We start from the raw sequence: 12,773 nt of genomic DNA, 5'->3' as shown, positions 1-12,773 counted from the left end.
ACCGGACCGATGAGCAAGGACAAAGACCGCGCGATTGTCGTCAAGCGCGCCGCGCCGAAGAAGGCGGGCCATCACGGCGGAGCGTGGAAGCTCGCCTACGCGGACTTCATGACCGCGATGATGGCGTTCTTCCTGCTGATGTGGCTGCTCAGCTCGGCGACCACGGTGCAGTTGCGCGGCATTGCCGACTACTTCAACCAGCCGCTGAAGATCACGCTGTGGGGCGGCGACCGCAGCGCCGAGGATTCGAGCATCCTGAAGGGCGGCGGACGCGATATCTCGACGGATCAGCAGGGCATCACGCGCCAGAGCGACGGTTCGATGAATCGCGCCGAGCGCACCGCCGCGCACAACGACGAAGACGCCGTGAAGCAGATGCAAGGCGAGCTCGAGCGCCAGGAACAGGTCCGCCTGCACGACCTGCAGATCAAGCTGATGGCCGCGATCGAAGCGAACCCGGTCCTGCGCCAGTTCAAGCAGCAGATCCGCATCGATTCGACCTTGACGGGGCTGCGCATCGAGATCGTGGACTCGCAGAAGCGGCCCATGTTCGACACCGCCAGCGACGAGGTCCAGCCGTACATGCGCGACATCCTGCGCGAAATCGGCCACACGCTGAACGACGTGCCGAACCGCATCATCGTGCAAGGCCACACCGACGCCGTGCAGTACGCCGGCGGCGAAAAGGGTTACAGCAACTGGGAGCTGTCGGCAGACCGCGCGAACGCGTCGCGCCGCGAGCTGATTGCGGGCGGCATGGACGAATCGAAGGTGATGCGCGTGATCGGCATGGCGTCGTCGCAGAACCTGAACAAGACCGATCCGCTCGACCCGGAGAACCGTCGTATCAGCATTCTCGTCCTGAACAAGAAGTCGGAGGACGCGATGATGCACGACGATTCGACCACGACGACCTTGTCGGACGACGCAGCGGGCTCGGCACAACAGCCGCTGCTGCAGCAAATTGCGCAACCGGTGACGGTTGCTCCAAAGGCGCCCGGCGTGGCGCCGAAGTGAAGGACATGATCGCCCGGCCCGCGCAGCCGCTCACGCGGCGCGCAGCCGGGCGATCCATAGTGAGCGCAGCGAGGTTTTAATGATCAGGCACATTCTGGCAATCGACGACTCGGCAGCGATGCGGCAGATTCTCTCCGCGACGCTGACGACAGCCGGCTATCAGGTGACGCTCGCGGCCGACGGCGAAGAGGGTCTGGAGAATGCGCTGGCGACGCCATTCGACCTCGTGCTGACGGACCAGCATATGCCGGGCAAGACCGGTCTCGATCTGATCGCGGCGCTGCGCGGCAACCCGGCCTATCAGGTGACGCCAATCCTCGTCCTCACGACGGAATCCGGCGAACCCTTCAAGGCGGCGGCGCGAGCGGCGGGGGCGACGGGCTGGATCGAAAAGCCGCTCGACCCCGACATGCTGACCGAACTGGTCGCAGCGCTGGCCGAGTCAGGTAACGCCTGAGCTCATCCACCATTTACAGAAGCATAGAAGCGGCACGGCAGCCAAAGCCTAGACAGGATCTCTCGCGGTGACCCAGGCATGACACTCGACATCACTCAGTTCTATCAGACGTTCTTCGACGAAGCGGACGAACTGCTCGCGCAGATGGAGCAGTTGCTGCTCAATCTGGACATCGGCCATCCCGATCCGGAAGACCTCGCGGCCATTTTCCGCGCGGCCCACTCGATCAAGGGCGGTGCGGCGACGTTCGGTTTCACCGCGCTGACCGAAACGACCCACATTCTCGAATCGCTGCTCGATCGCGCGCGCAATAACGAACTCGTGCTGCGCAAGGACATGATCGACACGTTCCTCGAAACCAAGGACGTACTGTCCGGCCAGCTCGCGGACTACCGCGCGAGCGCCGAGCCGGATGCGGCCGTGGCGAAGGCGATTTGCGCCAAGCTCGACCAGCTCTATAAGGAAAGCCTGGGACAACCGGCTGCCGCCACAGCGGCTCCGGTCGAAGCCAGCGCACCGGCGCCGGCCGCGTCCGCCGCCGACGAAGGACATCCGCCCGAACACGTCGTGCAGCAGGCTGTCGAGGCTGCCGGCGAACTGGCGGGCAACGAACCGGCACAGACCGGCGCAGCAACAAGCGGGACCGCCGGCGCAGAGGGCGGCCCGCATCTGAAAATCACGCTACGGGGTGTAGGTGAGAAGGACCAGGAACTGCTGGCCGAAGAGCTCGGCAACCTGGGGCATATCGTTGGGCAGGTCAAGGCAGGCGGCGATCTGACGCTGTGGCTGCAGACCGATGTCACGTCCGACGACATTATCGCCGTGTGCTGTTTCGTGATCGACGACAGTCAGATCCTGATCGGCCGCGGCACCGCACCGGCGGATGAATCGCAGCAAGGCGAACCTGGAACGCCTGCCGCTGCGGAGCATGCTCCGGCGCCTGCACCGGCACCGGCCCCCGCGCCGGTTGCCGCGCCGCAGGCAAGCGTTGCAGCACCGTCGCACGAACTGTTCAGCGCGCCGGCGGCTACGCCGGCGCCGCCGCCCGCTCCCGCGCCCACGGCCGTTGCACCGGCGCCGGCGCCCGCCGCGGCGCCGGCCGCGGCCGCGGCCGGCGGCGAGAACGACCGCAAGGCGCGCCCGGCTGCGGCCGGTGCGGCCGAAGGCAGTTCGATCCGCGTCGGCGTCGAGAAGGTCGATCAGCTGATCAACCTCGTCGGCGAACTGGTGATCACGCAGGCCATGCTGGCCGAGACCACCAGCACCTTCGATCCGGCCTTGCACGACCGCCTCTTCAACGGCATGGCGCAACTGGAACGCAATGCCCGCGATCTGCAGGAAGCGGTGATGTCGATCCGCATGATGCCGATGGATTACGTCTTCAGCCGCTTCCCGCGTCTGGTGCGCGATCTGGCGGCGAAGCTCGGCAAGGAGGTCGAACTGGTCACCTTCGGTCAGGCGACCGAACTCGACAAGAGCCTCATCGAGCGGATCATCGACCCGCTCACCCACCTCGTGCGCAACTCGCTCGATCACGGTATCGAAACCGTGGAAGCGCGCCGCGCCGCAGGCAAGGATTCGACCGGCCAGCTGGTGCTGTCGGCAGCGCATCACGGCGGCAACATCGTCATCGAAGTGAGCGACGACGGCGCCGGTCTGCGCCGCGACAAGATTCTCGCGAAGGCGGCCAAGCAGGGCATGCAGGTCAGCGAAAGCATGACCGACGACGAGGTCTGGAACCTGATCTTCCTGCCGGGCTTCTCGACCGCCGAGCAGGTGACCGACGTGTCGGGCCGCGGCGTCGGCATGGATGTGGTGAAGCGCAACATCCAGTCGATGGGCGGCCACGTCGAAATCAGCTCGCAGGCAGGCAAGGGCAGCACCACGCGCATCGTCTTGCCGCTCACGCTGGCGATTCTCGACGGCATGTCGGTGAAGGTCGGCAACGAAATCTTCATTCTGCCACTGAACTTCGTGATGGAGTCGCTGCAGCCGCAAGCCGAAGACATCTACACGGTGGCCAACGGCGAGCGGGTGGTGCGGGTGCGCGGCGAATACCTGCCGCTCGTCGCGCTGCATGAAGTGTTCTCGGTGGAGGACGCCAAGTCGGAACCGACCCAGGGCATCGTCACCATCATGCAGACCGAAGGACGGCGCTTCGCCATGCTGATCGACGAACTGGTCGGCCAGCAGCAGGTGGTCGTGAAGAATCTGGAAACGAATTACCGCAAGGTGCACGGCATTTCCGCCGCGACCATCCTCGGCGACGGCAGTGTCGCGCTGATCGTGGACGTGGCGGCGCTGAACCGCGAGACGCGCAATGCGCACGGCGCAATGAGCCTCGCTTAAGCCGCGCGCAAGCTCGGGCAACTTTTTACTTAACTTATTTCATCCCAACCGTTTGGGGGCTAACGTGGCAGAAGTCCAATCCATCAATTCGAGCGTCGGCCGCCGCGATGCGCTGCAGGCAGATGCCGGCGGTCAGGAATTTCTCGTCTTCACGCTCGGCGCGGAAGAGTACGGCATCGACATTCTCAAGGTGCAGGAAATCCGCGGCTACGACAGCGTGACGCGCATCGCCAACGCACCGGATTTCATCAAGGGCGTGATCAATCTGCGCGGCATCATCGTGCCGATCGTGGACATGCGCATCAAGTTTCATCTGGGCCGGGTCGAGTACGACCACCAGACCGTCGTGATCATCCTGAACGTCGCGCATCGCGTGGTCGGCATGGTGGTGGACGGCGTGTCGGACGTGCTGACGCTGCAGATGGACCAGATCATGCCGGCGCCGGAATTCGGCGCCACGCTCACCACCGAGTACCTGACGGGTCTCGGCACGGTCGACGGCCGCATGCTGATCCTGATGGACATCGAAAAGCTGATGACCAGCCGCGAAATGGCGCTGATCGAGTCGCTCGGCGGCTAAAGCCGCCAGCGTGCACATGACGGGACAACAGGGAGCATCAAGATGCTAAGCAGGTGGTCGATTCGTACATCGTTGACCATGGTCGGGATCGTGCTGGCCGCGCTGACGATCGTGGTCGGCGCACTCGGCCTCACCGCGCTCAATCGTGCCAGCCAGTCGCTCGACGGGATTGCACGCGGCGATCTGGTGGCCATTCATGCGCTCGACGATGCGTCGGCGTACCTGTTGCGCTCGCGCGTCGCCATCGACCGGTACAACACGCTGATCGCCGCCGGCAAGGCCGACGAAGCGAAGACGGTGCTGGACCGGGGGCAGGAACTGCTCGGCAAGGGTAACGAGAGCTGGCAGACGTTTGTGGATGCGCCGAAGGCCGGCATCGACCAGGCTCTGCTCGACGATCTGTTGGCGCGCCGCGCGACGGTGATGAACGACGGCGTCAATCCGGAATTCGCGGCGCTGCACGCGGGCGACTCAGCCGCTTTTCACGCGATTGCCGACACTAAGATTAGCCCGCTCTTCATTGCCTACGACACGTCCGCTTCGGCGGTGGTGAAGGCCTTGCAGCAGCGCGCGGCCGATCAGCAGACGGCGGCGCAGTCGAACGTCACGCTGATGACCTCGCTGATCGTCGCGGTGGGCGTGTTCGCGCTGGTGATGGTGGTGCTGATCCGCTTCGCGCTGCGCGGCCTGATCGTGCAGCCGCTCAACGACGCCACCGAATGCTTCGAGCGGATCGCCGCAGGCGACCTGACGCATCCGGTGAACGTGTTCAGCACCAACGAAATCGGCCGCCTGTTCCGCAGCATCAAACAGATGCAGGACAGCCTCTCGACGATGGTGAAAGCGGTCCACACCAGCACCGAATCGATCGACACCGGCGCACGCGAGATCTCGATGGGCAACACCGATCTGTCGCAGCGTACCGAGCAGCAGGCCGCTTCGCTGCAGCAGACCGCCTCGAGCATGGAGCAACTGACCGGCACCGTGCGGCAGAACGCCGAGAACGCGCGCCAGGCGAGCCAGCTCGCGGTCAACGCGTCGGACATCGCCACGCGCGGCGGCGACGTGGTGGGCCAGGTCGTGCATACGATGCAGGACATCGCCACAAGCTCGAACAAGGTGGTGGACATCATCGGCGTGATCGAAGGCATCGCGTTCCAGACCAACATCCTCGCGCTGAATGCGGCGGTGGAAGCGGCGCGCGCCGGCGAACAGGGCCGCGGCTTTGCGGTGGTGGCCGGCGAAGTGCGCAGTCTCGCGCAGCGCAGCGCCAGTGCGGCGAAGGAAATCAAGGAGCTGATCGGCGACTCGGTGGACAAGGTGCAAAGCGGCTCGGTGCTGGTGGGCCGGGCAGGCACGACGATGGAAGAGATCGTCCAGGCCGTGCGCCGCGTGACCGACATCATGGGTGAGATCAGCGCGGCCTCGGAAGAGCAGTCGACCGGCATCGAACAGGTCAACCGCGCCGTGGTGCAGATGGACGAAGTCACGCAGCAGAATGCGGCGCTCGTCGAAGAAGCGGCCGCCGCGGCGGCTTCGCTCGAAGAGCAGACGCGTCAGTTGCAAACGGTGGTGGGCGGCTGGCGCGTGGAAGGCGGTCAACGTGCGGCTCCGGTTTCGGCTTCCGCTACGCGCGGCAGCACGTCTGCGGCGCGCAGCAAGAGCGTGTCGCGTGCATCCACTGCGGCGCCGAAGGCAGCAGCTACGCCGGCAAATTCAGCGGCCCATGCAGCGGCTCAACCCGCGGCCCATGCAGCAGCACCGGCTGCGCCGAAACAGGACGCAGCACGTACGGCCGCGCCGGCGCGCACCGAACCGGCGCTCAAACCCAGATCGTCGGCCGGCGCCGAACCGACCGTGCGCCCGGCTGCGGCAGGCGCAGCGGCGGTCGGCTCGGACGCGGACTGGGAAACGTTTTAAGGAATGGCAAGCAGATATGCAGGCTTTCGGCACCTCGCCCCGCCATGGGCGATTCATTGAAGGACGCTCACAAGGCGTGCTTCGTGCCGTCGGCCGGTTGGACACCGAGCTGGAAAAAATCGCGGGCGGGCGCGACCCCGCGATGCAAGTCCCTGCTGGGGACGCTTCGTATCGCAAGCAGGAAACCTCATGATGGCAACGCGCGCACAGCTTCGCCCCGACAAGGTGGAACCGGCCAAGGCCGGCGACCAGGGGCGTGATTTCGAATTCACTTCGGCGGACTTCGCTCGCATACGCGAGCTGATCCATCGCGGTGCCGGCATCTCGCTGTCGGACCACAAGCGCGACATGGCCTACAGCCGGCTCGCGCGGCGCCTGCGTGCACGCGGCCTCGACAGCTTCCGCGAATACCTCGACCTGCTCGAGTCGGAAAACGATCCGGCCGAGTGGGAGGCCTTCACCAACGCGCTGACCACCAACCTGACCGCGTTCTTTCGCGAGGCGCACCACTTCCCGATTCTCGCGGAGTTCGTCGCGAAACGGCCGGCGCCGGTCTCGGTGTGGTGCTCGGCGGCGTCAACCGGCGAAGAGCCGTATTCGATCGCGATGACGCTGATCGAAGCGCTCGGCGACAGCGCCGCGCGCCAGGCCACCGTGCTTGCCACCGACATCGACACCCAGGTGCTCGCCAAAGGCGAGGCCGGCATGTACCAGTTCGACCAGGTCAAGCATCTGTCGCAGGAGCGGCTCAAGCGCTTTTTCCTGAAGGGCACCGGCGCGCATGCGGGGATGGTGAAAGTGCGTCCCGAAGTGCGCGCCATGATCCGCTTCCAGCAACTGAATCTGACCGATCGCGATTACGCGTTGCGCTCGCAGTTCGACGCGATTTTCTGCCGCAACGTGATGATCTATTTCGACAAGCCGACCCAGGCGCAGGTGTTGTCGCGCTTCGATCCGCTGATGAAGCCGGGCGGCCTGCTGTTTGCCGGCCACTCGGAGAACTTCACTTACGTCACGCAGTCGTTCCGCCTGCGTGGCCAGACCGTCTACGAACTGACTCGCGACGGCGGCGGCGCACGCGCCCCGCAACGCAGCCAGACCCAACCGGCCCATTCGTCGACTAGCGGGGTGAGCGTATGAGCAGCGCTCTGCCGATTGCCACCAATCTGTATTTCGACAACCACTTCAAGCGCCCCGGCGTGAAGCTGTTGCCGAACGAGTTCTATACGACGAACGAAGACATGGTGCTGGTCACCGTGCTCGGTTCGTGCGTGGCGGCCTGCATTCAGGACCGCACGGCGGGCATCGGCGGCATGAATCACTTCATGCTGCCCGACGACGGCGCCGACGTCGGCCAGGCGGCCTCGGACTCGATGCGCTACGGCGCCTACGCGATGGAAGTGCTGATCAACGAGCTCATCAAGGCGGGCGGCCGGCGCGAACGCTTCGAGGCCAAGGTGTTCGGCGGCGCGGCGGTGCTGGCGGGCATGACGACGATGAACATCGGCGACCGCAACTCCGAATTCGTGCGCCGTTATCTGGCGCTGGAAAAAATCCGCATCACCGCCGAGGACCTGCAGGGCGGCCATCCGCGCAAGGTGGCCTTCATGCCGCGCACCGGCCAGGTGATGGTGAAAAAGTTGCGTCTGCAGCAGGAAGCAGGCGTGGCCGAGCGCGAACAGGCGCTCGCACGGCAAACCTCCGAACAGCGGGCCGAACGGCTCGCGCGGGCCCGGGAACGGGTCGAGCTGTTCGCCGCGCCGGCTACCCAGGCCGGGCGGCCACGTGTCGAACTGTTTGGCGCAGGCTCGACCGCGAATGCAGGATCAGGGACGAGCGCCGCTGCTGCCAAGCCGCGCATCGAGCTATTTGGCGCGAGCCCGCGCCCGATTAATTCAAACAACGCCAGAACCGCAGAGGAGGCGTGAGAGCTGTGCAAAAGATCAAAGTGTTGTGCGTCGACGATTCGGCGCTGATCCGCAGCCTGATGACTGAAATCATCAATGGCCAGCCGGACATGACCGTCGTAGCAACCGCGCCCGACCCGCTCGTCGCGCGCGAACTCATCAAGCAGCACAACCCGGACGTGTTGACGCTCGACGTTGAAATGCCGCGCATGGACGGCCTCGACTTCCTCGAGAAGCTGATGCGCCTGCGGCCGATGCCGGTGGTGATGGTGTCCTCGCTGACCGAGCGCGGCAACGAAATTACGCTGCGTGCGCTGGAACTGGGCGCGGTCGACTTCGTGACCAAGCCGAAGGTCGGGATTCGCGACGGCATGCTCGACTACTCCGAGAAGCTCGCCGACAAGGTTCGCGCCGCTGCGCGCGCCCGCGTGCGCCAGGCCGCACCGGTGCAGCACGCCGCGGCGGCCGGCCAGGCGGCGGGCCATGCCGCCACGCCGGCGCCGAACTTCAACAATCCGCTGCTGAGTACGGAAAAGCTGATCATCGTCGGCGCCTCGACGGGCGGCACCGAAGCGATCCGCGAAGTGCTGGTGCCGCTGCCGCCCGACGCGCCCGCCGTGCTGATCGCGCAGCATATGCCGCCGGGTTTTACGAAATCTTTCGCGCAACGCCTTAATGGCTTGTGCAGAATTACCGTTAAAGAGGCTGAGCACGGCGAACGTGTGCTGCCGGGACACGCTTATATCGCCCCTGGCCACGCTCACCTGTTGCTGGCACGTAGCGGCGCGAACTATATTGCACACCTGTCCGACGACCCGCCGGTGAACCGGCATCGTCCGTCCGTCGACGTGCTGTTCCGTTCGGCTGCGCAGCATGCCGGCAAGAACGCAGTGGGCGTGATCCTCACGGGGATGGGCCGCGATGGTGCGGCTGGACTGCTGGAGATGAAAAAAGCAGGCGCGTATACGCTTGCGCAGGACGAAGCGAGCTGCATCGTGTTCGGCATGCCGCGCGAGGCCATCGCACTGGGCGCTGCCGACGAGATCGCCTCGTTGCCCGAGATGAGCCGGCGTGTCATGGCGCGCCTCTCGTCGATGGGCGAACGCGTACAGCGGGTATGATGCGCGGGCCTGAACGCAAGCGTCTTACCTGGGACCGCAGTAAGCGCCAAGGGCGCTCGCTCCGGTCGACACCGCACCACCTGGGATAAGGGTTAAGGGAAAGGGAATTGAAATGGATAAGGGAATGAAGATTCTGGTCGTAGATGACTTTCCGACAATGCGTCGGATCGTGCGCAATCTGTTGAAGGAACTGGGCTACTCGAACGTCGACGAGGCGGAAGATGGCGCAGCGGGTCTGGCGCGTCTGCGCAGCGGCAAGTACGACTTCGTGATTTCCGACTGGAACATGCCGAACCTCGACGGTCTGGCCATGCTGAAGGAAATCCGCGCCGACGCAAGCCTCACGCACCTGCCGGTGCTGATGGTGACGGCCGAATCGAAGAAGGAAAACATCATCGCGGCGGCGCAGGCCGGCGCGAGCGGTTACGTGGTCAAGCCGTTCACCGCGGTCACCCTCGACGAGAAGCTGAACAAGATTCTCGAGAAGATGGCGAAAACCGGGAGCTGACGTGAACCAGCCCACCAACGCGGCAGCCGCCGACGCGCACGACGGCGGCGACCTCGCCAGCGACCGCATCCTTGCCCGCATCGGGCAACTGACGCGCACACTGCGCGACTCGATGCGCGAACTGGGGATCGACAAGCACGTCGAGCGCGCCGCGGAAGCGGTGCCCGACGCGCGCGACCGTCTCAAGTACATCGCCAACATGACCGAGCAGGCCGCCGAAAAGGTGCTGAGCTCGATCGAGGTCGCCAAGCCGATGCAGGAACAACTGCAGCAGGACGCGGCGGTGCTCGATGCGCGTTGGGAGCAATGGTATGCGGCGCCGATCGAACGCGAGGAAGTGCGCGCGTTGATGAACGACACGCGCACCTTCCTGCGCGGCGTGCCCGAGGTGACCACGGCGACCAACGCCCAGTTGCTCGAGATCATGCTGGCCCAGGACTTTCAGGATCTGACCGGTCAGGTCATCAAGAAGATTACGGAAGTCGTCTATCTGATCGAGCAGCAACTGCTCGGCGTGCTGATCGAGAACATCGCGCTCGAACGGCGCGAGCAGTTCGCGGCGACCGCGGCGGCGCTGGCCGCTGAGCCGTCGTCCACCGGCAGCCCGGAAGGCCTGCTGAACGGGCCGCAGATCAACCCCGAAGGCAAGGCCGACGTGATGCAGGATCAGGGCGAGGTCGACGATCTGCTGGCGAGCCTCGGCTTCTAGGCAGACCCTGGTTCGGCTCCGCGGTTGCGCCGGCGGCTAGGCCTAAGGCCCGGCTCGCCGGCGGGCCGGCGGGCCTCAGGGCGTGGCGTACCGCAACGCGGCCGCTGCGCCCGGTAAGACTCTGTAAGCATGGAAAGGTGTGACCTGAGCGCCCGGCAGCGCGGGCACACCGGCAAAATACCCCCGAAGAAACCTTCATGCGTGCCGTCACCGCAGTGCCGTATGATCTTGCTTAAATGCGGGCGCTCGTGCGGTGCATGGGCCGTCGCGCAGTCGATCGGGAGGAGTCAGGCCATGCTGAGTCGTGTAAGCCGCACTGTCTTCATGACAGCGCTCGGATTGTGCTGTGCCGTATCCGCCGTTCAGTCCGCCTATGCGGCGCTGGGCGGCGCGCCCATGACGCCGCCCGCCGGCGCCTCTGTCAATTCTCAAACCGTTTCGTCTGCCGCCGTCGCGCATGCCGCGTCGGGCACCGCGTCCGCGGCCGGCATCGCCTCGTCCTATACCGTGCGCACGACGACGTTCGGCAGCGGCACCGTCGTGCGGGAATACCTCGCGCCGGACGGCAGCGTGTTCGGCCTCGCGTGGAACGGGCCGCAAATGCCCAACCTGAACGATCTGCTCGGAACGTATTTCCCGCAGTATCTGGCCGGCGTGCAGGCCGCCCGCGCGGTGCGCGGCGGGCACGGGCCGGTCGCGGTCGACCAGGACACTCTGGTGGTCCACTCCGGCGGCCATATGGGCGCCTTCGCGGGTCAGGCGTGGCTGCCGCAGGCGTTGCCTGCCGGCGTCAGCGGTTCCGATATCCAGTGACAGTGACGGACGGGAGACGAGCCATGCAATTTGCAGCGAAGCTCAAAGGATGGGCGCAGGTGGCGGCCACGGTCGCCCTGGTGTCGCTGGTCGCCGCGTGCGGCGGCGGGGGCGGCAGCAGCGACAGTTCCAGTTCCAATTCGTCGAGTTCGAGTAACAGCGGGTTGCCGGCAAGTCCGACCGCGCAGCCGGTCTCGGCAAACGCATCGAACACCGCGGCGATCACGGTGGGAACGGGCGTGGCGAACGTCATCAACATTCCAACCGTGACCGTGACGGTTTGCGTGCCCGGCACGACGACCTGCCAGAGCATTCCCAACGTGCAGGTGGATACCGGCTCGTATGGGCTGCGGATTGTCAGCAGCGTGTTGAGTGTTGGCCTGCCGCTGGCCGCCATCCCCAGTGGCGGGTCCGGCACGCTGGTGGAATGCACGAATTTCGCCGATGGCTACTCATGGGGCTCGGTGCGCACGGCGACGGTACAGATTGCCGGCGAGACCGCGACCAGCATTCCGGTCCAGGTCCTCGGCGACGTGAACTTCAGCGTGCCGAGCGGGTGCGCGAGCGGCGCCGAAGAGAACACCGCCAGCGCGATCGGCGCCAACGGCATTCTCGGCATCGGCGTGGCGCCGTACGACTGCGGCACAGCCTGCGCGAGCTCGACGACATTCCAGCAGTACAGCAATTATTACGCGTGCTCCGGCTCGAGCTGCGCGGCCACGCAGGTGCCGACCGGCGACCAGGTGGCGAATCCGGTGGCCCACTTCGCCACCGACAAGAACGGCGTGATCGTGGAGATGTCGCCGGTCTCGAACAACGGCAGCGGGTCGGCTACCGGCACGCTGGTGTTCGGCATCGGCACGCAGTCGAACAATACGCTCGCGGCCTCGCAGACCTTCACGACCGATGCCTACGGAGACCTGGTCAACAGTACCTTCAACGGCAGCAAGCTGACCGCATTCTTCGATTCCGGCTCGAACGCGTACTTCTTTGCCGACAGTAGCCTGGCGGTGTGCTCCAGCACCTACAGCGGCTTCTACTGCCCGAGCTCGGGGCAGACGCGTTCGGTGAACATAGTCGGGCTCAACGGCGCATCCACTACGGCCAACCTCGGGATCCTCAGCGCGGCCACGCTGTTCAGCAACGGCAACAATTACGCGTTCAACGATCTCGCCGGTCAGGTCGGCGTGGGCAACAGCTTCGATATCGGCTTGCCGTTCTTTTACGGCCGCTACATGTACTTTGGCATCGACCAGACGGCGAACGGCGGCCAGACGCCTTACGTCGGCTATTGAGCGAGGGGAGGCCTCGCGGCCTCCATCGCTCGAAATACCCCCGTTTCCCTGTCCTTATCCGCCGATCATGGCTTGAGTTCTCCGTGAATAATCGCTC

12 protein-coding genes are annotated in these 12,773 nt (G+C 65.3%); all 12 read left to right on the top strand.

The window, feature by feature from the left end:
* Positions 1-9 precede the first annotated feature (9 nt).
* Positions 10-1,017, top strand: a complete 1,008-nt coding sequence (gene motB, locus P3T42_RS25760) for a flagellar motor protein MotB (protein WP_074301291.1) — start codon at positions 10-12, stop codon at positions 1,015-1,017.
* A gap of 79 nt (positions 1,018-1,096) precedes the next feature.
* Positions 1,097-1,474, top strand: coding sequence for a response regulator (locus P3T42_RS25755; protein WP_074301292.1), 378 nt, complete (start codon positions 1,097-1,099; stop codon positions 1,472-1,474).
* A 78-nt stretch (positions 1,475-1,552) separates the two neighbouring features.
* On the top strand, positions 1,553-3,823 hold the full coding sequence (cheA, locus tag P3T42_RS25750; protein WP_429307585.1) for a chemotaxis protein CheA: 2,271 nt from the start codon (positions 1,553-1,555) through the stop codon (positions 3,821-3,823).
* Positions 3,824-3,887: 64 nt separating this feature from the next.
* Positions 3,888-4,403, top strand: coding sequence for a chemotaxis protein CheW (cheW, locus tag P3T42_RS25745; protein ID WP_074301294.1), 516 nt, complete (start codon positions 3,888-3,890; stop codon positions 4,401-4,403).
* Between the two features lie 42 nt (positions 4,404-4,445).
* Positions 4,446-6,323 carry a methyl-accepting chemotaxis protein gene (locus tag P3T42_RS25740; RefSeq protein ID WP_429307584.1) on the top strand — a complete coding sequence of 626 codons (1,878 nt, stop codon included), beginning with the start codon at positions 4,446-4,448 and terminating at the stop codon, positions 6,321-6,323.
* Positions 6,324-6,512: 189 nt separating this feature from the next.
* Positions 6,513-7,463, top strand: a complete 951-nt coding sequence (locus P3T42_RS25735; RefSeq protein ID WP_074301296.1) for a CheR family methyltransferase — start codon at positions 6,513-6,515, stop codon at positions 7,461-7,463.
* Positions 7,460-8,251, top strand: coding sequence for a chemoreceptor glutamine deamidase CheD (gene cheD / locus P3T42_RS25730; protein WP_074301297.1), 792 nt, complete (start codon positions 7,460-7,462; stop codon positions 8,249-8,251). Before P3T42_RS25735 ends, cheD begins: the two co-directional genes overlap by 4 nt.
* Positions 8,252-8,256: 5 nt before the next feature.
* Positions 8,257-9,351, top strand: a complete 1,095-nt coding sequence (locus P3T42_RS25725; protein ID WP_074301298.1) for a protein-glutamate methylesterase/protein-glutamine glutaminase — start codon at positions 8,257-8,259, stop codon at positions 9,349-9,351.
* Positions 9,352-9,463: 112 nt separating this feature from the next.
* Positions 9,464-9,859 carry a chemotaxis response regulator CheY gene (cheY, locus tag P3T42_RS25720; protein WP_074301299.1) on the top strand — a complete coding sequence of 132 codons (396 nt, stop codon included), beginning with the start codon at positions 9,464-9,466 and terminating at the stop codon, positions 9,857-9,859.
* 1 nt (position 9,860) lies between these two features.
* Positions 9,861-10,568, top strand: a complete 708-nt coding sequence (gene cheZ, locus P3T42_RS25715; protein WP_074301300.1) for a protein phosphatase CheZ — start codon at positions 9,861-9,863, stop codon at positions 10,566-10,568.
* Between the two features lie 294 nt (positions 10,569-10,862).
* Positions 10,863-11,381 (top strand): DUF2844 domain-containing protein, encoded by a 519-nt coding sequence (locus P3T42_RS25710; RefSeq protein ID WP_429307583.1) that lies wholly within the window; start codon positions 10,863-10,865, stop codon positions 11,379-11,381.
* 23 nt (positions 11,382-11,404) lie between these two features.
* A complete protein-coding gene (locus P3T42_RS25705) occupies positions 11,405-12,676 on the top strand; it encodes a DUF3443 domain-containing protein (protein WP_429307582.1) in 1,272 nt (423 codons plus the stop codon).
* Positions 12,677-12,773 lie beyond the last annotated feature (97 nt).

Origin of the sequence: Paraburkholderia sp. GAS38, assembly GCF_050434965.1 — a bacterium.
In the GTDB taxonomy this organism is placed as follows: domain Bacteria; phylum Pseudomonadota; class Gammaproteobacteria; order Burkholderiales; family Burkholderiaceae; genus Paraburkholderia; species Paraburkholderia phenazinium_A.
The sequence above is the reverse complement of the archived record's forward strand: the minus strand, read 5'-3'. Positions and strand labels throughout refer to the sequence as shown.